Here is a 25,118-nt window from a genome sequence, read left to right on the forward strand (position 1 = left end):
TCAATGGCTCCCCGGGCAGCTAAACCCTCTCATCTCCGCCAAACGCCACGGATTCCTGGAGCTATTGGCCACCACATCCACCACAAACTGACGACTCCCCAAAGCAAAAGACAAGCGCTGTGCCCCGGCAGACGCACCCGATACAGGCTGTGCCTTGTCCAGCAATCGCAACAACGCCCAGGCACCGGTCGCCCTCATCCCCGAGCCTTCGGACTGTGGCTGTGCCTCCAGACTGACCTGACGGCCCCCGCGCGGCCCCGGCCACTGTACCCCCATGGCAACCTGTGGGCCATGGGCATAACGCAGCACCTGGCCATCCACATCCAGCAGCACTTGCGACAGTTCTGCATCCAGCTGAACCGGAGTGAACGCCATATCAATACGCGGTTGATTACTGCCTGCCGGGAAGAACACATCCCGAATCACAGCCGCACGCTGAAACGCATCCAGATAACGGAAGTTGGCCGCTGCCTGCCCATCTATGCCCGGTTTGAAACGCCAGCGTCCACCTGACATATCCACCTGATGCATCAGATGCTCTTGAAAAAAGGCATCCATCAAGCCACCCGGCGCAAACATGCGGGCAAAATCATTAGGTGCGACATCCTGCCTGGATTGAGCGGCGAAGGGATATCGACCGGCAATCGCACTACGGCAAAACTGACCAATAGTGGCATTTACCAACTGCCCCAAACTGGCTTGAGTCCGCGACGCGATCTCGGCAGAAGCACCTACCGAAAACTGATCCAGCGCATCACGCAAAGGCCCAGGCAACCGACCTGCCTCTGCCTGCAACTTGGTCAAGACATTGGACTGCGGCGGTGTACCCGCGCTGCGCAGAGCAGCATCCGAGGAGGTCAAGAAAGCATAGAACTCATCCAGCAACTCCAGGGTGCCATCAATAGGCGCTGGTGCCCCGCCACTACTGGAGGCCAGACGGTGATAAGGCTCGAAGTGCTGATCCACAATCGCCTCTACCTGCTTGGCCTGGGGCTCATTACGACGACTACCCTCCAAGCCGACCGGGCCAAACATCTGCTCCAACGCCTGCCGGGTATCGTCCAGCCGCACTTTGGCTTGTGCCCCCAAAGAGGCCCCCTGCTGCGCATCCTCTCGCAACAGACGAGTTTGCAAAGCCACCTGCTGGACCAACTGCTTCAAGGGAGAATCGGCCATGGACAAGGTGCGGGCCAGCTGAATGTTTTCCAGCAAGCTGCCGCCTTGCAGCAGGCGCAAATCAGCCAGATACTCATCCCACACACGCACATAATCCAGCAGATACAGACGACGCAGCTCCTGGCTTGCCGCACGACGCGCCGCCTCGGACTGCCCTGCGCCCGTATCCAGCCCCAGAATCCAGCGGTCATCCTCGCGCATCTGCTGCAATTCGCTGTCGATACGTGGTTCAACCACGGTCCAGTACCCCTCGTAGGTGTACAGACCGTCTATCCCTTCGGTTAACGGTTTGCCACTTTCGCGCTTGAATACAGAGGCCGCGTATGGCCCGGCCATGCCTGAGACCGACATAGGTATCAAACCGGGTGTGGCGGCCAGAATACGGCGCATGCGGCTATAAGTGCGCTGCTCCAGACTGATACGCGCCAGACGTTCCCGGCTTTGTTCAATCAAGGCTTCATTGCGCGGGAAGGGATTCAAGAGCAAGCCCGCCTGCGTCACTGCACGGACATGGCTCTCCAGCCTGTCGTATTGCGACTGGGTAAAGCCAGCCGGCAAGTCCTGCTTCAAACTGCCCAGCAACCAGGTCTGCAAATGGGCAGCGTCATAGCGCCGCGTGTCGTATAGCATCAAATAGGCGCGCAGGGCCTCGTAGCCGTACTCCAGGTCCTGCGCCTGCTCGCTACGCAACACGGTTTCGATACGACGCGCCAGCAAGGGGGCCAGCAATTTCTCCAAAGCGCGTTGGTAGACGGTATCGGCAGCGGCCTTCATCTTGTCACCCTGATACAGGCCCATGCGCCGCTCCAAACCGGGCGCATTCAAGGGAAACTGATCGCTTTGCGGCAGCAACGACAACATATCCAGCAAAGGCAGCAAGCCGACCGCCGGGGTGGTATCCAGCACCTGTGTTTGGTCCGCCTGTTGCTGAGCCTGCGGAACACGTCCTTCAACCTGCTCCACATAGCTGCGGTTCAACAGAAAGCTGCGACTCCAGGCCAGCCCCAGTAGCAACACACCCACCGCCACCAGACCGTAGACCAGAAAATGACGCAAGCGCACGCGGCGCTCCCAGCGCTCGTCGCGGCCTGCAACACCGGCCTCCTGAAAGATCAGCTCTTTCAGCAGCTGGGTCAGAAAATAGCTGCGGCCCTGACCGGCCACTGGCTGCGCTTGATCCGCCTGCACATCCACTTCCAGATACTCGCGCATGGAGTCCCGCACCTGATCCAGACGCACACCTCCTTGCCGACCACTGGTGAAGTACACGCCGCGCAGCAACAGGGGTGCCTCGAAGCGGGACTGGCTAAACACCTGTTCCAGAAACTCCTCCAGCACCGGCCCCAGGCGAGCAAACTGTTGTGGCAGCAGATAGGCTTCGGCACGCACGCTTTCGTTGGGCTGCTCGGCCATCACGGCCGCCAGACCACGCTCCAGGCGTTGATGCAAGGCTTCGTACTCGCGCCCATAGGTATGCGACAAGGAAAATCCCGCTTCGCGCGAGCTTTCATAAGGCAAGGTGAAGCCCCAGACCTGCTCCAGTTCCTGACGATCACAATGGTCGAAATACTCCTGAAAGCCCTGGAGCAAATCCATTTTGGTGACCAGCACATAGATAGGAAACTGAATCCCCAAACGCTCGCGCAATTCAGCCAGGCGCTGGCGCAAGACCTGCGCATGATCGTGACGTTGCGCGGCCGTGCTGGACAACAAATCTGGCACGCTGATAGTCAGCAAAGTGCCATTTATCGGCTGCCTGCGGCGATAGCGCTTGAGCAGGCCCAGGAAACCACGCCATTCCTGCTCATCTCCTACCGGATCACTTTCATGCGTGGTGTAGCGTCCTGCCGTATCCAACAGGACGGCTTCGTCGGTAAACCACCAGTCACAATTGCGCGTGCCCCCCACACCTCGCAGAGACGTTTTTCCGTAGCGCTCCGACAAGGGAAACTGCAAGCCGGAATTGACCAGCGCTGTGGTTTTACCTGCTCCGGGTGCACCGATGAACACATACCAGGGCAACTGATACACGTACTGACGCGACAGCAAGGAGCGCAAGCGTCCGCCCATATGCGAACCGAAGCGAATCCGCTTGAGCAGTTCGATGGCCTCATCAAACTGGCTTTGCAAAGGATGCGGCGTAGCCGTATTGCTCGATGCTGATGCCTTCTGCGCCGGGCGGCTTAATTGGCCTAGCAACTGCGCGTTCAAGCGGCCTTCACGCCAGCTGCGCCACAACAAGCGCAGCAACCAGAACACCACCACCACAGCCATCGCAATCCAGCGCGACGGCTCGGTTTCCAATGGCCGGGTTTGGCCAATCGCCAACAAAGGCCCCAGCAACCAGATCAGCACCAGCAGAATCAGCACACCCACAAAGGTCCAGACGCTACGGCTAAAGACCAGACTCAAAAGACGTGTCATTGCCCGGCCTCCTTGCTCAAGGGCACGATCGTGATCTCCACCCGTCGGTTCTGTGCCCGACCTTGAGCGGTGCCATTGTCTGCCACAGGCGCAGCATCGGCCCGGCCTTGTGCGCGTACACGTTCTGGCTGACTCAAGCGCTCCTGCAAGACGGCCTTGACCGAATCGGCACGAGCCTGCGAGAGATGAAAATTGGAAGGAAAGCGCACACTGCGTATGGGGACGTTATCGGTATAGCCATCTACCAGCACCAAGCCCGGCGCGGCTTCCACTGCATCTGCGATACGTGCAATAACGGGAAGCAACGGCGCACGGATCTGGTCAGCTCCTGAATCGAACAGGCCGTCGCCGCGCAGGATAATGACGCTGCGATCGGCCTGATCTCGCACGGTCAGCAGACCCTCGGCCACCTCGGGGGCCAGCAGCTCTGCCAAGGCCAAAGGTGCTGGCGGTGCGACGCCACTAGACGGTGGTTGGCCCTGTGTCTGCAAGGCCGGCAGGCGCAAAGCCACAATGTCCTCGAAAGCCCGATCAGACTGCCGGTTCAGCAACAGACTGGTACCCAGATACATCAACAAGCACAGCAGCAAGGCCACACAAACGGCCACCCAGATAGGCACAGGCAAAGGCTTGCCAACTTTCTGCGCCGGGTTGTCGCGCCAATGCGGGGACAGAGCGGCTGGTACCGTCTGCCCATACTGGCGCAAGCTCATGTACAGCCGTTGGCGCACGGTTTCCAGCTGGCTGGCGCCCTGCTCATGCACGCGATAGCGGCCTTGAAAACCCAAAGCCAGGCAGAAATACATTAGCTCCAACAGCTGTAAATGCGCCGCCGGGCTTTGCATCAATTTATCCAGAAGCTGAAAGAACTTCTCGCCGCCCCAGGTTTCATTATGAAAAGTGACCAGCAAAGTGTGCGAGGACCAGACTCCGGCTTGCCCCCAAGGGGTTAGCGCGGCCGCCTCATCCAAGGTCGTGCACAGGCAATAACGAGCCGCCAAAATGGTTTCATTGGCCACGGGCACGGCCTGTGCGCGCAACTCAAATTGACGGATTTCAGCCACCAGCTTGGCACGCAGACCTGCCGGGTCTGCATGTCGGGCGCTGCGGCGTATATCGGACACCATCACCAGCAAAGGGTTGGCGGCCTCCAACAGGGGATTGGCCCCCTGCGGAACAAAGCGCGGTGCATCCGCCCGCGATCGGCGCTCGTCCGGGACCGGGCCGTTATTCCAGGAAACTGTCTCGTTCATAGCCATGCTCCGGGTCAGCGGCGTATTGCCCAAAACTCAAGTTGCAGGCCGGGGAAGTCTCCGGCCAAATGCAGGGCCAATGCGCCGTTCTGCTCCAGCTGACGCCACAGCTCGCCGCCTTTTTCCAGCTCGAAGTAGGTGAATCCTGCGTGATACGGCAAGGCTCGTGGCGCGACAGACAAAGGCTGCAAACCGATGCCCGGCAATTGCAGATGCACCAGATCGCGGATGCGTTCTACCGGCCCCAATTTCACCTGTGCCGCAAAATGCTGCCGCACGGTTTGGGCGGGCAAATCGGCTTGCACGGCCAACACAAAACCCGCCTGCCGCAAGAGCGCACGATCCGCAATCTGGGCCAGACGTACGCCCTGCCCCTTGTCCTCCAGCGCAATCGACACCGCCTGCTGCTCCAGGACCACGGACAGAGCACGGCGCAACTCCAGCACCAGCGGCAAAAAGGACTGGGCTAGATCGTCATGCTGATAGGAAGGCCAGATCAGCGGCTGACGCCCGTCCTGGGTGTAGGTAGCTAAAGCACCATGCAATTCCATCCAGGCCTGATACAGCTCGCCAGGATGTACGTGTACGCGCTGCTCCATGGCCCACAAGGCAGCCCGATAGCGATTGACCAGCTCCAGCATCATGAAGTCGGCCACATCGCCCTGCCCGCGCCCTCCCGGCCCCAGACGTTCCGCCAAAGCTTGGGCACGGGCCTGCAATAACGCCTGTACATCCGCGCTTAGAGCACTTAGCCGGGCATGGGCCTGAATGGACAAGATAGGGGGAATGAAATCCGGGTCCAACACCAGCGAGCGGTCGGGTCTGCGCTCCATAATGCGGACCACGGGCATGGCTACACTGTCTTCATACACCTCGGATTCGGGCAGCAAAACAGGCTGCAAACGCCCCAGCTGCGACAGGCAGGGTTCAGGTGACAAACCACTGCTGTCATACAAATCCTGCTCGCTGACCACATAACGCGAACGACGCGAGCTGTGCCCATCAAACTGAATCTCTGCTCGCCCGGCCTGACGACGAGGCAGCACCAGCATCAGACGCTCGGGACGCACCACTTCGGGGGCCGTCCAGGCCACAATCTGCATCGCTCCCGGCCTGCAATCAAAGGGCGTGCCATCCGGCAACAAACCGCGCGCTTCGCGTAAGGCGACACTGCCCATACTCAGGGCCTGTTCGTCCAGACTCAAGGTTTCAAAGCCCCAGCAAAACGGCTGCGCAGCCCGCCTTCCGGCGTGGGCATAGTGCTCCAGATAGCGCTCCATCTGCTGAAAATGCTGAGGCCGTAAAAACAGCCCTTCGGTCCAAATGACTTTATCCATTGAAATATTCCGTTCCACGCCCATCAATCAACGACATGAATGGCGTTCTTGCGTAATTGCAGACTGACCTGGACGGCGTCCGGGGCCGACTGCCAGAACTTGTAGATATTGGTGGTGCGCGACTCGGGCAGCGGCAAGAGGACACGCCACACACTGGCATCCAGCTCGCGATACCCTACGACCACGCCAACAGCGGTGGCTTGCAAATCGCCCGGCCGTTTGAAGGTATGGGTCTGGCCGGGGCGCAGCACGATCTGCTCCACATTGAGCAGATCCGCCTGCAAGGCTTGTTGCGGGTCGGACTGCAGGGCGAAGAAGTCCCTGGATTCAAAGGTGCTGCCCGAGCGCAGCTCGAACACAAACACCTGTACCGGGGAAGGCCGACCCGTGGCATCCGGGTTGAGCTGTTCATCCGCAGTCAGAACAATCTCGTAGGGCACGGCCATGCGACTGGAGGTGGACGCGCACGAGGCCAGCAACCCCAGCATCAGCAGCGCGCACAAACGAAGCAATCGGCGAACGGTCACGATGTCTCCTTGAATGGCAATGCGCCCCATCTAAAAGCATGAATACGACAACTTTGTTAAGGACACGGGGTGTTTCGGTGCTTACCCTTGCGCAACAACTCTTACAAAACCGTCCGCGTCATGTCATGTGGCTGTCTTTTTCCTTTCCTAGTCTTGAGGGCAAGTACAACTTTTCTTTTTCCTGCCATGTATTTACCTGCCCGCCTGATCGTTCCGGCTCTGGCCCTTTTACTGACAGCCTGCGCCCAAACTCAGAACAAGCCAGTGGCTGTTTTCAGCCCGGCTGCCGAAGCTGAACTGGAGCAATTACGCTCTGCCTTTAATGAAGGTGACTACAGCACCGTGATCCGGCAAGTGGGCCGCTCCAGCACCCTGCCTGCTGCCGCACCCAATCAATACAGCGAAGCCTTGAAACTGCAGGCCTTCAGCTTTTGCGTGCGCGACTACACTTTTTTGTGTGAAGAGCGTTTCAAGCAGGCACGGGCTGTAGACCCTGGCTTTACCCTGGCCCAGGCCGAGCGCGGTCACCCCACCTGGGGCCCGGTTTATGAAAAAGTGGCAGGAGCACAGCCATGAGCACAGCTGTAGATTGGCGTTTGCAAGCAGAGTCCGGTGGAGCCCCGCGCCCTGTTCCTGAACCCGGTCTGGTCTGCGGTTCCTGGACTCAGGCTGATCTGGTTTTGCCCGATAACAATCAAACGCCGCCCGTGCTGTCTTACCTGCGTCGCCAGCACGATGTGCTGACGATTCAACGAGCTAGCGCAGACGGTCAGGTCGCCGTGAATGGCATCGAATTGGCACTGGCACAGGTCAAGACCTTGCAGAATGGGGATCGCCTGACCTTGGGGGAAATGCACTACCGGGTGGAATCGGGAGTCAGCCCCGTCACACAGGATGAAACGCCTTTGGCAGCTGCGCCGGCGGCCGATCCTTTCGCAGATCTGCATGTTCCCGGCATGGTCCCGGTCGGTGGTCCCATGCCTGCGCCCTCGGACAAGCACCCCTTCGATACAGCAGCCAAACCAGCCAGTTCACCCAGCACCGACAGCACCATTCCGGCAGCCAGTTGGCAGCCAGATTTGGGTCGCGCCCCGGAGTGGGTCAGCACCTTGTCCGACAAGGAAAACGAGTTCGATCTTTTGCAGGGAATGCGTCAGGCCTAAGCCTTAGCTGCGCGGATCTTGCCAATCTGGACGGCTGTCCAGAAACAGGCACAGATCCGCTCTGTCCTGTGTGCCGGGCTGACCTAGCCAGGTCTCCTGGCCCAGACCCAAGCCCGCCCCCAAACCCAGATCAGGCTGCTCGCTGGCTTGTAACACCAGTTGCAACTGAACCGACCACTCCAAGCCCAGATACAAAGCCAGGCAATAGCGCAATTGTCGCCAGGCCGGACGACCTGGCAAGAAGCGTCCATAGTCCTGCCGACTCAAAGGGCCAATCCGTATTCGTATGGTTTGCTGCACATCCAGAATACGTGCGCCAAGAACGGTATTTTTCCCAAGCCCCGAACAACTGCGGCCCAGGCTGACCTGAGTTTGATCATCCAGCGGCACCCAAGCCGGCACGTTCTGCTGAATGCTGACGGGCAGTTGGAAATAGCTGGCCAGAAGCGATTGCAGAGCAGGCGCGCTACGGGTTTGAGACGCCAGCGCGGGTGCCTGAAAATGGACCGCATGGTCGCTCATGGGAGCCGATTCGCTCTGGCTCCCGACTCCGGCCAGGCTGGCCAGCCAGCGTGTAAAACCATCCTGATCATGTTCCAGGTCACAGACTGCCTGCGCTTGTGCCCAGGCTCTGAAAAACAGTAAAAACAGACGGTGGTGAAACTGGTCCAGAAAGGCCACACCAGCGCGGTCACCAAAGTTGCGACTACGCTGAAAAAAGTACTCCGTCATGTGCAGCGGCAAAGGGCCGTTGGGCCCCCACAAACCAAAACCCTGCACATCCAGATGCAGTTGTTCATCGTCCCAACGAGCGGTTTGCACACTGGAGGCCGCAAAAGCCAAACTAGGCGGCTGACCTACCCGCACATCTTCTTGGCGAGGCGTAGGCGCGGTTCCCAAACGAGGCTGGCCTTGGGCGGCTTGCAAGGCATCGACGGCCCGCAAAACCCGAAACAGATCATGGCCATAAGGCCATTGCTGAATGATACGGCCCAGCTCTTCCAAAGAAGCCTGGGGCTTTAGCTGTTCCTGCTCGGCCCGGTTCACAGCACCGCCCGCGTACCTGCTTGCGGCCCCCACGCTCCCAGTTCCACCCCTGTCTCGGAACGAAACTGGGTAGAGACAAAACTGTTCAGGCTGACATGACGGGCCAGATAACGACTGAGCACGGCGGCCAGAACAAAGGGACGGCCACCGGGAAAACCACTTTGGTCCAGCGTGACCTCAAAATGCACGCCACGCGCCATCACCAAGGGTCCTGGCACCGGCATGGCCCTCTGCACAGGCCGTGCCTGCACCGCCACAATGGAAGCCAACTGACGCAAGGCACCGGCATCAGCGCTGTCCACATGCGGGGCCAGCAAGGCACGCCAGCGACCTGCAGCCTGCTTAGGGTCGGACTGGGCCACACCCAACTGGGCCAGACTCATCTGTGAAATCAAATCCCAGGCCTGACGGCCGCCGGTTGATGCAGGTCGAGGACGGGTCAAACCACCCAATAAACTGACACCGGCCACAGGGGCCGAAACTTGCAGGCTGAAGTCAGACTCGGGCGAGCGCGGTAGCAGCAAGGGCAAATCACGGTTGCTGCACCAGGCCGTGACGCTGATCTGATTCATGCCGAAAAACTCGGACTGCTCGTGCTGATTCACCAGAGATAAATACACTTCGCTACCGCCATAACTGCTGCGGCCACCCCAGCGTTTCTGAGTATCAGACACGACACGCGGTTCGCGTCGCACAGTGTAGTAACTGCCATAGCGTCCTGCATCCTGCGCCGTGCTGGCATACAAGGGGCGAAACAGCACATCGTCCGTGCCCTGTCGGCCATGTCCTTGCACTTGCTCCATCAGGCAAACTTCAAAGTCCATGGGACGCGTTCTGTCCATGACCACATGATGATCTGTTGCCTGAGGGCGCAAGGCCATGCGTTCACTGCGTCGACGAAATAAATTCACGACAGGCGTGCAATACAAACGCACATGGCCAGGGCCAACGCGTGCCGCCAGATCGGGCCAAGCCTGCTTAAGGACAATATGCAGGCTCCAGCGGCGGCTTTTTCGCTCCTGCGCACGTCCTCTGGCGATAGCTGCTTGCAGACCACGCAGCCGTACAAAAGCAAAACGGCCCGGCAAGGCGAAATACTCCCGCAGCAAGCGATGGCCGGAGAACTCGTGAGACACCATGGGCAAGATGGCTTGATCATCTTCCAGGCCATCGTGTGTCAGACAATCAGACGTAGCCAGGAATTGTGGGGCCTCGTCCTCCATTTGGATGAACACCCCCAACGCCTGCCGCAGCAAGGCATCCAGCAGCAAGCTGCTGTCAGATTCCGGGCCGTCCAGATGCAGGCTAAGCTCATCCAGAGCCAGCTCCTCCAGTGTCAAACCGCCATGCACCGTGAAGTCCAGTTTCAAAGCCGAACGGGCTTGTGCAGCCTGCCGGCTACCTAAAGCCGCCAGAGGCAGATCAGCCGCCACATCCCCCAAACGGACTTGCGACAAGCTCATGGGCCACAAGTCCACGGCATGGCAAGTAGAAAACTCGCAGGCGGTTTGTTCTCCGGCTGGAATACGGGAGCGCAAGGCGGTGTGGCGCGGCATGGTAAAGCCTTTGGCCAGAGCACCTTCGCTCATGCTGGGACGAAACTGCACCAGTCCCATGCTGGGGGTGGGCATCAACCAGGAAGGCTGAATCACATCCAGCAACTGCTGGCTGAGACGGGGAAATTCCGCGTCCATCTTCATCTGAATGCGAGCCGTCAGAAAGCTGAATCCTTCCAGCAGACGCTCGACATAGGGGTCCGCCACCGCCGTATCGTGCACACCCAGACGGGCCGCCACTTTGGGGTAGGCTTGCGCAAATTCGGCTCCCAGCTCGCGCAGGTAAGCCAATTCACGGTTGTAGTAATGCAGCAGCTCCGGATTCATCCCGACGCGTAACTCTCTTCAAGGTCCAACTGCCCGCTTTCCAGATCAATACTGGTGCGCAGCAAGAATTCCTGCGGATACGGCTCGCACCAGACATGGCCCTGAATACGCAAGCTCAAGACGTTATGCAAATCGCGCTGAGCCCTGTGATCCAGACAATGCACCTGCAAGGTATCGGGCAGAATACGCGGCTCGAAATGCAGGATGGCGGTACGCAGCGCTTCTTCCACATCCAGCCATTCCACTTCGCTCATGGTCTTGCCCGCCAGCGGGCTCATGCCGTAGTTCAGGCAGGAGCGGCGCACATGAGCCAAGGCCTGCATCAAGGGGGTAGCGCCCTGATTGGGGGTATTGAGCAAATGACCCAGATCGCGCAATACCGCCTGACGCATCTGGTACTGGCTCATGGGCTGGGGAGGTTCCCAGGTTTGATCGGGCCGCTCGTCGGTCAGCCTGTCCAGCAGACAAGGTTGCAAGCGATCCGCCTGACCGCGCATCAGCGCGGCCCCGCGGCGTCCCGGTAAGCGAAAGCGGTCCATAGCGGCCCTGCCTGAAAACCCAAGCCCGATCAGGCTTCTTTGTTTTGCTTGATGTCCCAGGCCACCAGCGTTTCAGCACCTTTGCTGCCGCGGTCGGACTGTTCCCAGTACTGCTGTTTGACGCGTGCGGCCTGGAAGGAGTAATTGACCATTACGCTTTCCACATCGCGCTCGGCATTGAGCTGAACCGAAGTCACCAGCACTTCTTCCAGGGTGATTTTGGTGTATTCCACCTGCTCGCCACCGGCCTTGCACACCGACAGCTCCACCTTGCCCAGGTGCTTGCCGCTGGCGCAGTGCTTCATCACGGCAGGCGCGGCCTTGTCGATGCGAGCGACCACATGCAGATCGTTGAAATTGGCCTTGCCCTGGCCACCGCCACCGCCCGAGCTCATGCTGCCCGGTTGCGAGGCACCCCACGAAAAGGACTGGATATCAGTCCAATCCTTGTGATTAGAATCTTTGGACTCGCCATTGGCGCCTTCAATTTTCATGAACATATCAACAGACACGCTTTTCTCCTTGGAGGTCGAATAAGGCCATCAAAAGGCCAGGGTGGGAATCAGTTCTGCTCGCCTTTGAGCGAAGGCAAACGGGACACCAGGCGCAGGGAGACCGTCAGGCCTTCCAGCTGGTAGTGCGGGCGCAAGAAGAACTTGGCAGCGTAATAACCGGGGTTGTCCGGTACTTCCTGCACCGAGACTTCGGCGGCGGCCAGCGGCTTGCGTGCCTTGGTTTCCTGCGAAGAGTTGGTCGGGTCGCCGTCCACGTAATTCATGATCCAGCTGTTTAGCCAACGCTCCATATCGTCGCGCTCGCGAAAGGAACCGATCTTGTCGCGCACAATGCATTTCAGGTAATGCGCAAAACGGCAGCAGGCAAACAGATAGGGCAAGCGCGCGGCCAGACGGGCATTGGCGGTAGCGTCTGCGTCGTAATATTCCTGGGGCTTCTGCAAGGACTGGGCGCCGATAAAGGCCGCAAAATCGGAATTCTTGCGGTGTACCAAGGGCATGAATCCGTTCTTGGCCAGCTCGGCTTCGCGGCGATCACTGATGGCAATTTCCGTGGGGCATTTGATGTCCACACCGCCATCGTCCGTGGGGAAGGTATGGCAAGGCAGGTTCTCGACCGCACCGCCCGACTCCACACCGCGAATTGCCGTGCACCAGCCAAAATGCTTGAAGGATCGGTTGATATTCACCGCCATGGCATAGGCCGAGTTGGCCCAGGTGTAGCGGTCGTGGCTGGCTCCGTCGGTGTCTTCCTCGAAGTCGAACTCATCAACCGGGTTGGTACGTGCACCGTAAGGTAAACGCGCCAGAAAGCGGGGCATGGCCAGGCCCAGATAACGGGCATCGTCGGATTCGCGCAGGCTTTGCCAGGCGGCGTACTCGGTGTTGGAGAAGATCTTGGTCAGATCACGCGGATTGGCCAGCTCCTGCCAGGACTCCATCTGCATCACGGAAGGCGCCGCTCCCGCGATGAACGGGCTGTGGGCCGCCGCGCCAATACGGGCCAGTTCCCCCAGCATCTCTACATCCGGCGGACTGTGGTCGAAGTGATAATCCCCCACCAGGCAGCCAAAGGGCTCGCCACCAAACTGGCCGTATTCCTGTTCATACACCTTCTTGAACAAGGGGCTTTGATCCCAGGCCACCCCTTTGTAGCGCTTCAAGTTGCGCGCCAATTCCTTCTTGGTCGCGGGCATCACCCGAATGCGCAGCAGCTCATCAGTTTCGGTGTTGCTGACCAGATGGTGCAAACCTCGCCAGGCCCCTTCCAGCCGCTGAAATTCGGGGTGATGCAGGATGTGATTGATCTGCTCGGTCATCTTCTGATCGATCTGGGCAATCACCGCCTGAATGGTTTGATAGGCGTCATCGCTCAAAGTCACGGACTGGTCCAACGCCTGCTCGGCCAGCGTGGTGACGGCAAACTCAACCGCCTGCTGAGCCTGCTCGGTTTTGGGACGAAACTCTTGCTGCAACAGGCTGGACAGTTCATCCAGCTGGGCCGTGTCGCGAGTGGCGGTCAATGTCTGGGTGGAAGTCATGGGGTGGGCTCCTTATGCTTTGGGCTCGTTGTCCTGATCGGGCTGGGACTCGTCCATCGTCAGGGCCTGGGGCGGGCGACCAGCCAGGGCGCGCAAGAGTTCGGGCTGCTGCAGGAGACGGGACAAGAGTTCTTCCGCCCCACTTTTGCCATCCATATAAGTCAGCAAATTCGCCAGCTGGGTACGAGCTTCCAGCAGGCGAGCCAAAGGTTCGATCTGACGGGCCAGTTCAGCCGGGGAGAAGCTGTCCATGGAGTCAAAAGACACTTCCACTCCCAGCACGCCATCGCCCTTCAGGCTGTTGGGAACCTGCATGTTCAGCTTGGGTGCGATGGACTTCATGCGGTCATCGAAGTTGTCCACGTCGATTTCCATAAACTTGCGCTCGCCCAGCTCCGGCTGGTTCTCCGTATTGTGTCCGGCCAGATCCGCCAGCACACCCATCACGAATGGCAGTTGCACACGATGCTCGGCGCCGTACAGTTCAACGTCGTACTCAATTTGCACACGCGGAGCCCGATTGCGCCCAAGGAATTTCTGGCCGCTGCCAGAATTGGATTTCACAGACATCAGGTCTTCTCCAGTTGATTTATGGAATTAAGAAGCGGCTGTCGCCACTTCGGATCGAGGCATGAAAACCTGGATCTGATCCCAGGCACCGGGAGCCAGGTCACGAATCAGCTCGTGAAAACCCATGGGCACCAGTTGCTGGGCACGACGCAGCAGCAAAGGGGCAGGATGGCTGGGTTCGTGCTGCTCGAAATACGCCACCAGTTTGTCCAGCAACAACACCACCTCTTCACGGGATGAAACATGCAGGTTTTGCCAACTCGCCAAGCCCATCACCGGAGCGACCTGATGAGCAGGTTGCGGGGGCACAGGAATGGTGGGGTCGCTTGCCTGCACAGGCTCGGGAGCGGAAGGAGCAGATAGTGAGGTTGCCGCGTCCAGCACTGCGCAGGCGGCTTCCACGGTGTCCCAGGCTCCGTCCAGACGCACGGACCACTCGGCATCCAGATGGCGATGCACCAAGGCCTCCAGCTCATGGCGGAACTGACGTAGACGACTCAAGGCCACGGTCTGGCTTTGGCCGGCGGCAAAGGCACGGCGCAGCTCTTCAACCAGACGGTCACGACCCGGCAGGCCGCTATCTTTCTGACTGCCATCCAGCACATAGCCGACTTCACGTAAATTCAGTTGACGATGCCCCAGGCTGACCACGGGAGCCTCACGCATCAGGCGACCCAGACCATCAATAGCCGAGAGCCCGGCCAGCGCATTGACGCGCGGCAAGGGGTCCAGCTCGCCATCGTCGTGCAGACGCGGATGAACGTGCTCCCAGCCTTGTTGCAGGGCGCTCAACAGCCAGTCGCACACCTCCCCCAAGGCGGGCAATCCACCTGTCTGCAATCTCGCCTGGGCCAGTACCACCAGCAAGCGAATATCTGCCGAGCGGTCCAGCAAGTCCTGCACCAGGCGCACGATGCGCGTCCAGTCCGGAACCTGAGCCGGGATAATAGTTTGGCCAAACTGCTGCTCGCCCTGTACTTGCAAGGCCTGCATCAAGGCCAGAAAGTCGGCTTCGTATTCCAGGTTGTCGCCGTAATGGGCATTGCCGGTAGCCAAAATCCAGGCTGGCTGCCACTGCTCCTGTATTCCTTCGACCATAGCTGTCGTCTCGGATAACTGATCACGGAGCCAGTCTAGGAACTGAAGGTGACACCTTTTTGACGAAAATTTTTCCTTACTTATTTTGCAAAATGGATGTATTTACGCTCTTTTTGAAGCAAATAAAGAAAAAGCGCCACCCGCAGGCAGCGCTTTTCAAAGGAAGCAAATAGAGATCAGCTAGGTGCTAGTCGTCCAGCCCCTGCTCCTGTCGCCAGTGCTGGTAGCGCTGCTCCAGAACCGGCCGCAAGGTTTCGTAGCTGTCCCAATCGTCAGGCACGTGATAGATGGATGGCAAAACCTCGTCGTCCAGCGTATCCACGTAATCATCCAGATACAGCTCGTCGTAGTAAAAATCGCTAAAGGCTTTGCCCTGCTCGGACATGTCTTCGCTGACCAGCACATCGTCGCAACACTCTTGCAGCAGTTGCGAGCCTTTGATCATGTGATCACGGCACTGGCGCACCTCGTTGGGGTAGCGGTCCATAAAAGCATTGGCCAGCAGGCCTTTTTCCACCAGCCAGGCCAGATACATGCCGATGTGCGTGCGACCACCTTGCGGGCCCAGATCAGAGGGGTAGTCCCCGCCCACATGCCAGTCCACAGCGTCATATTTAACGGGATCAGTGTGCGTTTTCAATGTCGAACCTCCGTAGGTATGCGTATGTTCTTGGGAAGTGGCTGCTTGGGTGCATTCTTGCCAATCAACTCTGCGCCCTTGCTCTCCATTGCCTTGTCCTTGGCCTTCTGGGTTGCGGAGCGGCGCGCTCCCCCGCTCTTGACTTCGACCGCCCGGATTTTGCCCGTGTTCTTGTCCTTGATCAGTATATCGATCACACGGCGAGTCAATGGTGTTTTCGCAGACACCTGCGTGCCCATGACCTCGTGGCCTTCCTGCTTCAGCTCGGCCTCGACCTCGCGCTCTCGCTGCGCACCCCGACGCCGGTTGCGTTTCAGCTGTGCCCGCTTGGCTTCGCGTGCCGCTGCCTTGCGTGCCGCATCCGGCCCACTGCCCGACACACCCTTGCCGCCTTTACCGGCGCCGCCCCCGGCACCACCGCCACCTAGCAACAGCACTTTGAACTGGCTGGGCACTACCCGCATGCCCACCGTATTCACCGTGTTCTGCATGCTCAAGCTAGTCAGACGGGTCGCCGGGATTCCCTTCCACAGCACATTAGGCACACAGGTAATGGAGCGCGAACGCGACATCACGGTTTGCGAGATCAAGCCCAAAGCCACACCCGGATTGTCACCATTACTCAAGGGTATCGTTGTGAGCAAGTTATGGGCAGGCCCACCCTGCAACAGGATGTTCCAGGCATTGGGAATACCCATCAGGCCCGTTGCGAAATTGGGGTAAGGAATCGGCAACAGAGCCGGTGGTGTCTTGCAGATGTCGGGGAAGGCAATATCCATGCCGCCCCGTTGGCAATTGGCAAACATCAGGGCTCCTTATTCAAGATTCATGTGACGCGCGGTCCAGCTCTCAGACTCATGCAAGGCCGGGTCATTGGGCAGGCAGCCTGCGGCCTGTTCTTGTCCGGCCTTGTCCAGCAAGCAACGATGAAACTGGGTGCGCTCAAAATGTGCGCCATCCCAGCGAGCACGGCGGCAATCTGCATACGAGAAATCCGCATAGCGCAGTTGGCTATGCTCGAAACGGGCCCGCTCCAACACTGCCTGCGCGAAGTAGGCCTGCTGCAAAAAAGAGCCACGAAAATCTGCCTCGGGAGCGTGGGCTTGAGCCCACAGACTTTGTGTCAGATCCGCCTCCCGAATCTGCAGTCCTTGGGCCTGTGCCTGAACAAATAAAGCCTGCTTGGCTTGGACCTTGTTCAGCACGGCCTGATTCAAGATGGCAGACTTGAAATTGGTGCCGCAAAGACGAGCGTGGCTTAGATCCGCTTGAGTAAAGTCGGACTCCATCAAGACACTGCCGCTGAAATCCAGCCCCGACAGGTCCATGCCCTGAAAATTGCAGGTTTTGGCCGTCACCCTGTGCCAGCGACTACCGGCCAGAGTGCTGCCCCGCCAGTCCATTTCGGTGACCACCACATCTTCCAGACGGGTCGACTGCAAGGACAAGCCCCCTGCGCGGCAGCCAGTCCAAGTGCAACGCTGCAAAAGAGCTTGGTCGAAGTTGCCCGTTTGCAAAATGCATTGCGCCCAGTGACTGTCGCTCCAGGCTCCGCCTTGCCAGATAGCGCCCTGTAAATCACAGTCCTGCCACATCACCTCCCTGGCCTGGACATGCTTGCAGGACAAGCCGATCAACACGCATTCCATAAAGGCGCAGCCATCCAGCACACTGGCGTCCAGTACTGCTCCGCTCAAGTCACATTGATGAAAGCGGCTACCCGCCAGATTGACGCCCAAGGCTTGCACACGCGGCAGACGGCAAGCGATGAACACCGCTCCTGAATAATCGCCCGGTGGCAAATACAGATCGCTGATGTCCAGCCCCAGCAAAGGCTCGCCTTGCCGAATGCGCAAACGCAAAGCATGTGCGTCCATCAGACTTGCCCCCCGGCAAGATCGCGACGTGCCGTGCGTAAATACAGATTGCGGCTGCGGGTACGCGCATCCGTTTGCAAGCCCGTCAAATCAGCGCGGAAGAAGTTCACGGTGTCCAGCATCGTGCCTTGAACATTCGCGCCCCCGACCAGGCTATTGCTCATATCCACCTTGTTCATGATGGCTTGGCCAAAGTCAGTCTCGATCAGAATGCAGTCGCTCAGGCGGGCCTGCCTCCATTGCGACCCCTGGAGATTGGCACCGGATAAATCACAGCGAATCAGTTGGGCCTGTTCAAAACAGGATTGCGACAAATCCAGCCCACGCAAATTGCTTTCTTCCAGGCGGGCACCGCGCCAGTCTGACCCCGGCATGTCCACGCCGGACACCACGCTTTGACGCCAGCGGCTGTTACGGCAATCGAGCACACCGTCCAACAGACCCAGCAGCCAGGACGTGTCCTCCAGGCTGGAGCCCCTCAAGGACAGGTCCCGCAGATCACAGTCCAGCCATGCGCATTGCTGTAACTGGCAATCCAGATAAGACAATTCGGACAAGCGCGAGCGCATCAAATATTGCACGCCACTTAACTGCGAGGTCTCGAAGGTGCAGCGCAGCAAGTCCACATCCAGCCACTCCTGCTCCTGAAGGTTCGACTGCTGGAACAAGACATCCTGCCAGCTGGACTCGCGCGGCTGCCATCGGGCCGCCTGCACCTGACGAAACTGTACGGATTGCAGTACTGCCGCGCTGAAATCCACATCATCCAATTGGGATTGATTGAATTGAACCTGCTCCAATCGCGCCCGCACAAATGTGGCTCCCGAGCAATCAGCTCCTGCAAACGTGCCTTGCCGTAGAACCGCATCGTTAAAGCAGGTGCCAACACAGCGCACCCCGGAGAAATCGAAGTCCTGCAAATGCAAACCGCTCAAGTCCAGGCCAGACAGATTGCGAGTTCCGGCCAGAATCAACTCCACTCGCCTGCGCAAACGCTGCTGACGCAGATCAGAGGCAACAGGCGGTGCAGGGGCATAAGTTTGCATCGCACGTCTGGCCTGCTCCATGGGTTTGGATAGCAAGCCGGACACAGGCGCCTGGTCGCTGGCCGCTGCATCCAGCTCATACAACATCTGCTGCGTATCGCGCGCCGTAACACGGGTGCCGGCCTGATCCTGAAATGGAGATTCACGCTGCAAGTCCTGCACTTTCGCCATGCCCTCTTCCATCTGCTGACGCGCCTCCCATTGCTGGCGATTGGCTTGGCGCACTTCCTGCACCCAATCCGTTCGGTCCACATCCATAGGTTTGGGAGGCCCAGCCTGCGCCAAGGAAAACAGCTCGTTCTGCCAAGCCGGGTGTTCCTGTGCCGCGTCCTGCGCCCAGCGCTCCAGGCGCATCCGCATGGTCAGGGACAAGGGGTCGTCTGAGTTAGTCAGAGAATCATCCAAAGGTCCGCAGCAGTCAGCAGGTAATAAATCCTGATCACGCAAGGCAAATAATCCGGCCTGATCGCCTTCGCTACGCAAGCGCAGCACTTGCTCGTAATGGTCCTGACCACGCGGCTGCCCCAAGGGCTCCAGGGCAGGCATTAATAAGTTCACATCTTGCGCCTGCGCATCCTGAAGCGGCACGCTCCCTTGGTACAGCAAGAGCATGTGGCCCAAATCAGGAAAGAACCAGACGGTGGTGTGCCGCAGGTCCAGCTTTTGCAGACCAGGTAGACGACGATCCTGATACCAGCAGATCGCCTCCCACTGCGGCAAGCTGCCACTCCACCGGGGTCGCTGGGCGTGCAGATGGTGTAGTTCCCAAGAACTGTCTGCGGGCCAATGACCTTGCTCACGCCACCACTGGTCCGGTTCAGCAGCATTGAAAAAATGTGGGTCCAGGCTGTCCAGCATCATGCCTGGATCGCCTTGCTGCCAGGCGGGGTCATAACGGCCCGCCAAACGAAAGCGACGTGGTCGCAAAGGCGATACCGGCCCCAAACCCGCTGGACGGCCCTGCTGGCCAGAACGGTGCAAGCGCCCTTCCCAAGGCTCTACCTGCGGCAAGCAAAGCGGTTCGCCCGGACTGGCTGCTTCCATTCCCATGCCGGCGGGATTATCGGGATACTGCGGCCCGCCCCAGCTACGGCTTCCGTCCAAAGGCACGCGGGTAAAAGGCTCTGCCTCCCCCGGTCTGCCTTGCCGCCACTGACGTTGCCCAAATACAGCCAGCTGCTTTTCTATCGGGCCGACACGTGCCTGTACTGCCAGTTGGGATACCGGCTCACCACCAGGAGCGCAGGCATGGCCAGAGACCAGAAACTCTGCACAAGGTTTGGGCAAGGCCAGATCCAGCACATCGTCGTCCTGCATCAGGCCGGATACGCTTTGCCACATACGTGCATCGGTGCTCAAGACATGCGGGGCATCCATGGAGCACCAGGCCTGTACCGACACGCTTAGCGCGTGTTGTCCACGCCAGCTCCAGGGACGTGCCAAAACACCCAAGCGCAAGGGCTTTACGATGCGCATGGGACTTGTCCTTTGGGAGAGCACGAGCAGGACTGACTTGGAGCAGGAGCACTGCCTGACTGCTCCGGACCCGCGTGTGCGCCATCCCGGATCAACTGCGAAGCCAGCGCCACCATCAATCAATCCCCATAGGAGTTGGCGGCGGGTTTCAGCTGCAAGGTCACCTGTTCACGGTTCAGAGCACACAGCTGAGCATTGGCCGGATCGCACAGTACGCTGACCCAATTACCCGGCTTGAATCGCTTGCTCAGTTCGGGCTGCACCAGCACATCCACATGGGTTTTCTGACCATCCACGTCCAGGCCCAGGCGCACTAGCGGATAAGCAGATTTGAAGACTTCTGGCAGCAGCTCGTCCTGAGAGACGATCATTGCCTGTTGTGGTACGACCTCGGCACGATGCAGGCGCTGATACAAGCGTTCCTCAGGACGAGCACGCCAATAGCGCGTAAAACCCCTGTACCCCGCCACAAAACCGCCCACTGCGATCAGCATGGGCAAGATGACCAGATAAGGCAGCCAATCTCGCCATTCCAGGGCAATACCAATCGAAATCATGATGGCTCCCATCAAAGCGCTGAAAGCCATCCATATAATCTGTCCCAGCATCGTCGCGGACGTCCTTAAAAAAAGATGTGCAAGCCGGACTTGGCCAAACGCAGAGCCGAACTGCCGACGCGCACCGCCTGCTTGCCCAGATACACCGCACTGGTCTTGATCGCCGCGTAAGCTTTCTCGTCCTTGAAGGCCGAGTGGTCCATCTTCATGACGGCAGCCTGGAAATTGACCAGATAGCCCTGCGCCCGAATACCCCAGGCATCCAGCGAGGAAATCGTGCCGTTCAGGCGGAACCCCGTCACTTTTTCGGTATGCGGAATCCACCATTTTTCAATACCTGTGACATTCACCTTCCAGCTAGGCGTGGTGATGTTCACGCCCGCTGCGGCGGTAATGTCCACAGGACCGGAAATGCTTTTGGTCAGATTGCCAGTCAAGGTGTCAGTGATATTGCCGGTGGTGGTCAGGTCCACATCACCTGTAATGGTTTCTTTGACATCGCCAGTCACGGTGTAATCCACCGGGCCGGTAATCGTGCGGGTGTAATCGCCGGTTTGGGTGGAGTTGCGAGTGCCGGTGATGGAATCCGTGACATCGCCCGTGACCGTATGAGTGACCTCGCCGGTGATGGTTCGGGTCAAATCGCCGGTCAAGGTGTCGGTGACATTGCCCGTCACGGTACGCGTCACATCACCGGTATGAGTTCGGGTCTGCTCGCCTTCTATGGTTTCAACCAGATCCCCGATGACCGTACGTACGACGCCGCTATTGAATGTCTCGGTTTCCAGATCCTGCACCGTTGTTGTGCGGGTTGCCGTGACACTCAAGGTGTCATGGCCTGTGACCACAGTAGTCCGGTTACCGTCGACGGTATGGGTTTCATCACCCTCGACTTCCGTATCCAGATTGCGCTCGGCATGCAGCCAGATACGCTCCTGCCCGGCTCTGTCCTCGAACATGAAGGCGTTGGCGTTGCTGGGATCACCGTCTTTGGAACGACTTAAAAAGCCGCTTTGTGTGGCATTGTCCGGAAGGTTCCAGGGCGGCATATTACTGGCGTTATACACACGACCGACGGCAATGGGCCGGTCCGGGTCACCCCCCAGAAAATCCACAATCACTTCGTCGCCCACTCGGGGCAGCTGAATGCCACCAAAGCCGCCACCTGCCCACGGGCTGGAGACTCGCAGCCAGCAGGAGCTGTTTTCATTGGCCTGCCCATAACGATCCCACAGGAACTGAACCTTGATGCGACCATATTGATCGGTCCACAGTTGCTCGCCGCTCTTGCCCACCACCTTGGCGGTTTGCGGGCCGTAGGTACGCGGAATAGGTGTGCGTCGCAAAGGGCGATACGGCTGGCTGGACGGGATCACCAGAAAATCAATGAAGTAGTGGCTGGCCATGCCGCTCTCGCCGGTATGGCCTACATCCAGAAAGTCGTAATCGACCTGAGTCACCAGATAGTCGCGGTTGTCCTCGGGGCGCGGATGATTGCGCACGGACAGCAAATAACCCGGCGCGACACCACGCGCGTTGGTCTGGGCCTGTGCCTGACTGCGGACCGCCTGCAAGGCTTCCAACCGCAAGCGGGAGTAATGTTCACCATGTTGAGGCTCGGTGTAGCCACCCGCCCATTCGTAGACTTCCAAATCACCCAAGGCGTGTTCAGCCGGGTTGCTGCGCGTGGCGTCCAGGCTGGCTCCCGGCTTGCAATAGTCGTAGTCAGCGGTCGCGTAGCGGCCCGGCGTGACTTGCTCATACGGGTGCCAGGCATGGATATGCTCAACATCGGGATGCGCTACCCGATCGGGGGAAACAAAGGGCAGCTCAGAAAGCCAGGGCGCAGCCGCATGTTGACCCACATCGTCGGCCATCACCAGGGTATGGGCGCCATTACGGTGCTCGAACCAGTAGTAAATCCCCTCGCGTTCCATCAAGCGGCTAACAAACTGAAAGTCGCTTTCCTGATACTGAACGCAATAGGTTTGACGCGGATAGTCCTGCGTCAGGCGCGACTCCCAGGCAAAGGGGTAGCGGCCCAGCACATCCTGCAAGACCTCGGGCACGGTCTTTTCCTGAAAGATCCGGCTGTCCATGTTCTGGCTCAAGAACCAGAGCCAGGGGCGCAAGGTGGCCCGATACGTGTAGAAGCGATCGCTGCGGCCGGTTTTACCCATCAGGCGAAATGCACTGATACGACCATCCAGAAAGCGCGGCACCGCAAAAGGCGTTTTGATTTCCAGGCTCAGGGACTCGCCCAGCAAGCTGCGCAAATCCAGCAAGGGGGTATTGCAGACCACATCCACCTGCAATTCAAAAGGCTGGGACAAGGCTTCCCGACCTTGCAGAGCCTGAAATAGCAAGACTTCCGGCCCGAGCGGGCTATGCACTTGTACAAGGCGTTCTGTCAGCATACTTACCCCATATGGATTTGGTCAGCGTCGACTTTGACCAGCTCGCGCGCAGTCATCAAGGTATGGCGGGCATGCAAACGCATTTGATGCTGGGCCTGCACGTCCATGCGGCCCCCACGCCAACGCTCCTCTTTTTCAGTCAGACGAAATACGTGATTGCACACTTGGGACAGGCGATCCGCCACGGTTTCCTGCACGCGCGACAAAATCCGCAGCGTGCCTGCGGTCAGGCTCATCTCCCGGCCAGACTGGCGCAAATGGCCACCTGCCTGCAAAGTCAGGTCCGCCTCGGACTGGATATGTACCCCACCCTGCGCCGCCTGCACATGCAAGCCTTGGTCGGCGACCAGATGCAAAGCCCCACCCTGGGGACGCTCCAGCACGGCGAACACATAGGCCTGCTCGCCATCGGCACCGCCTACCCAGACCTTGTCACCCACTTGCGGCTGCACCAGGCAACTGACGGCCTGCGGCACAATCCAGCAGCGCTCGCCGCAGTCGACTTCAAACTGCCCCGACTCCAGACGAGCCTTGACCCATCCCTGCCAGAACATGGGGGGAACATGCAGGCTGGACACCATGCGCGAGGGCAATCCCATACATCCTCCGTGTGAGCTGTTCAACACAATGAAAAGGACTATGGCCCGAGCCCATGTCTACTCTATGACAACAACAAAACTTTACTTTTTTGACATTTAGGGGGTTTTAAGCAAATTTGCTTACACGTATTGTGCTATTGCCCGCCGATGCAGGGGACGCCCCAATAAAAAAGCCGCCCGAAGGCGGCTTTGTCCAGCAACGATAGAAACAGCAGCAGATCGGAAATTATGTCCGCTCGAAAATCCCGGCGGCTCCCATGCCTGTACCGATACACATGGTGAGCATGCCGTATTTCAGCTGACGACGCTGCAAGGCATGAACCACGGTGGCGGCACGCATGGCACCAGTCGCACCCAGAGGGTGACCCATGGCAATAGCACCACCCAGCGGATTGACGCGCTCGGGGTCCAGGCCCAAATCACGAATCACCGCCAGAGATTGAGCAGCAAAGGCTTCGTTCAGCTCGATCCAGTCCATCTGGTCTTGCTTCAGGCCAGCCAAGGCCAGCGCATGAGGCACGGCTTCTTTAGGACCGATACCCATGATTGCTGGCGGCACACCACGGACCGAGAAAGTCACGAAACGGGCCAGCGGAGTCAGATTGTGCTCGCGCAAGGCGCGTTCGGAAACAACCAGCAAGGCACCTGCCCCGTCCGAAGTCTGCGAACTGTTGCCGGCCGTGACCGAGCCACGCGCCGCAAATACGGGGCGCAGCTTGCCCAGCACTTCCAGGCTGGTATCAGGGCGTGGACCCTCGTCACGATCAACCACTTGAGTTTTGACGGAGATTTCCTGCGTGCTCAGGTTGGGTTGACGACGTGTCACCGTCACAGGCAGAACTTCGCCCGTGAACTCGCCCGATTCCCACGCCTTGACGGCTTTCTGGTGTGAGGCCAGGGCAAACGCGTCCTGATCTTCACGGGAGACTTTCCACTGACGCGCTACTTCTTCAGCGGTCAGACCCATGCCGTAAGCGATCCCGTAGTTCTCGTCCGAAGTGAAAATCTCGGGGCTGAACGTGGTATTCACACCCATCACCGGCACCTGACTCATGGATTCCACACCCGAAGCCACGATGATGTCTGCCTGGCCCGTACGGATACGGTCGGCCGCAATCGCAATGGCGCTCAAACCCGAGGCGCAGAAGCGGTTGACGGTCATCCCGGCCACGGTATGCGGCAGGCCTGCCAGCAAGGCAGAAATACGCGCAACGTTAAAACCTTGCGGGCCTTCGGGCAGGGCGCAACCGGCCACCACTTCTTCAATGGCGGCAGGGTCCAGTTTGGGCACATCGGCCAGCATGCCGCGAATGGCTTCCGCCAAGAGCTCGTCAGGACGGTAGGACGAAAACACACCGCGAGGCGCTTTTCCGATGGGCGTACGCTTGGCAGCGACGATATAAGCTTGTTGTACAGTCATGTCTACTCCTTGA

At 59.0% G+C, this 25,118-nt stretch carries 21 protein-coding genes; 2 read left to right on the forward strand and 19 right to left on the reverse strand.

Annotated features, from left to right (window positions below; translation table 11 throughout):
* The 4 genes from tssM to tssJ are packed head-to-tail and all read right to left on the reverse strand — an operon-like array spanning nt 1 to nt 6,717.
* On the reverse strand, nt 1-3,600 hold the full coding sequence (tssM, locus tag N879_RS15290; protein ID WP_021447236.1) for a type VI secretion system membrane subunit TssM: 3,600 nt from the start codon (nt 3,598-3,600) through the stop codon (nt 1-3).
* On the reverse strand, nt 3,597-4,853 hold the full coding sequence (locus N879_RS15295) for a DotU family type VI secretion system protein (RefSeq protein WP_009455550.1): 1,257 nt from the start codon (nt 4,851-4,853) through the stop codon (nt 3,597-3,599). Before N879_RS15295 ends, tssM begins: the two co-directional genes overlap by 4 nt.
* 14 nt (nt 4,854-4,867) lie before the next feature.
* Nucleotides 4,868-6,190 (reverse strand): type VI secretion system baseplate subunit TssK, encoded by a 1,323-nt coding sequence (gene tssK / locus N879_RS15300; RefSeq protein WP_009455549.1) that lies wholly within the window; start codon nt 6,188-6,190, stop codon nt 4,868-4,870.
* Nucleotides 6,191-6,213: 23 nt separating this feature from the next.
* Nucleotides 6,214-6,717 (reverse strand): type VI secretion system lipoprotein TssJ, encoded by a 504-nt coding sequence (tssJ, locus tag N879_RS15305; RefSeq protein WP_235484320.1) that lies wholly within the window; start codon nt 6,715-6,717, stop codon nt 6,214-6,216.
* A gap of 186 nt (nt 6,718-6,903) precedes the next feature.
* Between tssJ and N879_RS15310 the strand changes: the two genes are divergently transcribed.
* Nucleotides 6,904-7,293: a TssQ family T6SS-associated lipoprotein gene (locus tag N879_RS15310; RefSeq protein WP_009455547.1), complete on the forward strand. Its 390-nt coding sequence runs from the start codon at nt 6,904-6,906 to the stop codon at nt 7,291-7,293.
* Nucleotides 7,290-7,880, forward strand: a complete 591-nt coding sequence (locus tag N879_RS15315; protein WP_009455543.1) for a hypothetical protein — start codon at nt 7,290-7,292, stop codon at nt 7,878-7,880. The genes N879_RS15310 and N879_RS15315 overlap by 4 nt, the downstream gene beginning before the upstream one ends.
* Before the next feature lie 3 nt (nt 7,881-7,883).
* Here N879_RS15315 and tssG read toward each other — a convergent pair whose 3' ends face one another.
* The 15 genes from tssG to N879_RS15390 form a co-directional block, all read right to left on the reverse strand.
* Nucleotides 7,884-8,960 (reverse strand): type VI secretion system baseplate subunit TssG, encoded by a 1,077-nt coding sequence (gene tssG / locus N879_RS15320; protein WP_235484323.1) that lies wholly within the window; start codon nt 8,958-8,960, stop codon nt 7,884-7,886.
* A complete protein-coding gene (gene tssF, locus N879_RS15325; protein ID WP_009455539.1) occupies nt 8,924-10,810 on the reverse strand; it encodes a type VI secretion system baseplate subunit TssF in 1,887 nt (628 codons plus the stop codon). The genes tssG and tssF overlap by 37 nt, the downstream gene beginning before the upstream one ends.
* Nucleotides 10,807-11,349 (reverse strand): type VI secretion system baseplate subunit TssE, encoded by a 543-nt coding sequence (tssE, locus tag N879_RS15330; RefSeq protein WP_021447237.1) that lies wholly within the window; start codon nt 11,347-11,349, stop codon nt 10,807-10,809. The genes tssF and tssE overlap by 4 nt, the downstream gene beginning before the upstream one ends.
* A 29-nt stretch (nt 11,350-11,378) precedes the next feature.
* Nucleotides 11,379-11,861: an Hcp family type VI secretion system effector gene (locus N879_RS15335; RefSeq protein ID WP_009455532.1), complete on the reverse strand. Its 483-nt coding sequence runs from the start codon at nt 11,859-11,861 to the stop codon at nt 11,379-11,381.
* A gap of 50 nt (nt 11,862-11,911) precedes the next feature.
* Nucleotides 11,912-13,405: a type VI secretion system contractile sheath large subunit gene (tssC, locus tag N879_RS15340; RefSeq protein WP_009455530.1), complete on the reverse strand. Its 1,494-nt coding sequence runs from the start codon at nt 13,403-13,405 to the stop codon at nt 11,912-11,914.
* A gap of 12 nt (nt 13,406-13,417) precedes the next feature.
* Nucleotides 13,418-13,975: a type VI secretion system contractile sheath small subunit gene (tssB, locus tag N879_RS15345; protein ID WP_009455528.1), complete on the reverse strand. Its 558-nt coding sequence runs from the start codon at nt 13,973-13,975 to the stop codon at nt 13,418-13,420.
* A 27-nt stretch (nt 13,976-14,002) separates the two neighbouring features.
* Complete coding sequence (gene tssA, locus N879_RS15350) at nt 14,003-15,073, reverse strand: type VI secretion system protein TssA (protein ID WP_009455526.1); 1,071 nt, start codon at nt 15,071-15,073, stop codon at nt 14,003-14,005.
* A gap of 187 nt (nt 15,074-15,260) precedes the next feature.
* Nucleotides 15,261-15,713, reverse strand: a complete 453-nt coding sequence (locus tag N879_RS15355; RefSeq protein WP_009455524.1) for a DUF7832 domain-containing protein — start codon at nt 15,711-15,713, stop codon at nt 15,261-15,263.
* Complete coding sequence (locus tag N879_RS15360) at nt 15,710-16,519, reverse strand: DUF4150 domain-containing protein (RefSeq protein ID WP_009455523.1); 810 nt, start codon at nt 16,517-16,519, stop codon at nt 15,710-15,712. The genes N879_RS15355 and N879_RS15360 overlap by 4 nt, the downstream gene beginning before the upstream one ends.
* 9 nt (nt 16,520-16,528) lie before the next feature.
* Complete coding sequence (locus N879_RS15365; RefSeq protein WP_009455522.1) at nt 16,529-17,590, reverse strand: pentapeptide repeat-containing protein; 1,062 nt, start codon at nt 17,588-17,590, stop codon at nt 16,529-16,531.
* Nucleotides 17,590-20,112: a DUF2169 family type VI secretion system accessory protein gene (locus N879_RS15370; RefSeq protein WP_009455521.1), complete on the reverse strand. Its 2,523-nt coding sequence runs from the start codon at nt 20,110-20,112 to the stop codon at nt 17,590-17,592. The genes N879_RS15365 and N879_RS15370 overlap by 1 nt, the downstream gene beginning before the upstream one ends.
* 119 nt (nt 20,113-20,231) lie before the next feature.
* On the reverse strand, nt 20,232-20,699 hold the full coding sequence (locus N879_RS15375; RefSeq protein ID WP_128831597.1) for a hypothetical protein: 468 nt from the start codon (nt 20,697-20,699) through the stop codon (nt 20,232-20,234).
* A gap of 35 nt (nt 20,700-20,734) precedes the next feature.
* Entirely contained in the window at nt 20,735-23,086 is a 2,352-nt protein-coding gene (locus N879_RS15380; protein WP_009455517.1) for a type VI secretion system Vgr family protein, read from the reverse strand.
* Nucleotides 23,087-23,088: 2 nt separating this feature from the next.
* Nucleotides 23,089-23,685 (reverse strand): DUF3540 domain-containing protein, encoded by a 597-nt coding sequence (locus tag N879_RS15385; RefSeq protein ID WP_009455515.1) that lies wholly within the window; start codon nt 23,683-23,685, stop codon nt 23,089-23,091.
* 226 nt (nt 23,686-23,911) lie between these two features.
* Nucleotides 23,912-25,105, reverse strand: a complete 1,194-nt coding sequence (locus N879_RS15390; RefSeq protein WP_009455514.1) for an acetyl-CoA C-acyltransferase — start codon at nt 25,103-25,105, stop codon at nt 23,912-23,914.
* Nucleotides 25,106-25,118 lie beyond the last annotated feature (13 nt).

The sequence above is a fragment of the Alcaligenes sp. EGD-AK7 genome (assembly GCF_000465875.3).
In the GTDB taxonomy this organism is placed as follows: domain Bacteria; phylum Pseudomonadota; class Gammaproteobacteria; order Burkholderiales; family Burkholderiaceae_B; genus Alcaligenes; species Alcaligenes phenolicus.

Coding starts and splice junctions, on each gene's coding strand:
- tssM (WP_021447236.1), bottom strand. CDS start 3,600: ATGACACGTCTTTTGAGTCTGGTCTTTAGCCGTAGCGTCTGGACCTTT.
- N879_RS15295 (WP_009455550.1), bottom strand. CDS start 4,853: ATGAACGAGACAGTTTCCTGGAATAACGGCCCGGTCCCGGACGAGCGC.
- tssK (WP_009455549.1), bottom strand. CDS start 6,190: ATGGATAAAGTCATTTGGACCGAAGGGCTGTTTTTACGGCCTCAGCAT.
- N879_RS15310 (WP_009455547.1), top strand. CDS start 6,904: ATGTATTTACCTGCCCGCCTGATCGTTCCGGCTCTGGCCCTTTTACTG.
- N879_RS15315 (WP_009455543.1), top strand. CDS start 7,290: ATGAGCACAGCTGTAGATTGGCGTTTGCAAGCAGAGTCCGGTGGAGCC.
- tssF (WP_009455539.1), bottom strand. CDS start 10,810: ATGAATCCGGAGCTGCTGCATTACTACAACCGTGAATTGGCTTACCTG.
- tssE (WP_021447237.1), bottom strand. CDS start 11,349: ATGGACCGCTTTCGCTTACCGGGACGCCGCGGGGCCGCGCTGATGCGC.
- tssC (WP_009455530.1), bottom strand. CDS start 13,405: ATGACTTCCACCCAGACATTGACCGCCACTCGCGACACGGCCCAGCTG.
- tssB (WP_009455528.1), bottom strand. CDS start 13,975: ATGTCTGTGAAATCCAATTCTGGCAGCGGCCAGAAATTCCTTGGGCGC.
- tssA (WP_009455526.1), bottom strand. CDS start 15,073: ATGGTCGAAGGAATACAGGAGCAGTGGCAGCCAGCCTGGATTTTGGCT.
- N879_RS15360 (WP_009455523.1), bottom strand. CDS start 16,519: ATGTTTGCCAATTGCCAACGGGGCGGCATGGATATTGCCTTCCCCGAC.
- N879_RS15365 (WP_009455522.1), bottom strand. CDS start 17,590: ATGGACGCACATGCTTTGCGTTTGCGCATTCGGCAAGGCGAGCCTTTG.
- N879_RS15370 (WP_009455521.1), bottom strand. CDS start 20,112: ATGCGCATCGTAAAGCCCTTGCGCTTGGGTGTTTTGGCACGTCCCTGG.
- N879_RS15375 (WP_128831597.1), bottom strand. CDS start 20,699: ATGGCTTTCAGCGCTTTGATGGGAGCCATCATGATTTCGATTGGTATT.
- N879_RS15380 (WP_009455517.1), bottom strand. CDS start 23,086: ATGCTGACAGAACGCCTTGTACAAGTGCATAGCCCGCTCGGGCCGGAA.
- N879_RS15385 (WP_009455515.1), bottom strand. CDS start 23,685: ATGGGATTGCCCTCGCGCATGGTGTCCAGCCTGCATGTTCCCCCCATG.
- N879_RS15390 (WP_009455514.1), bottom strand. CDS start 25,105: ATGACTGTACAACAAGCTTATATCGTCGCTGCCAAGCGTACGCCCATC.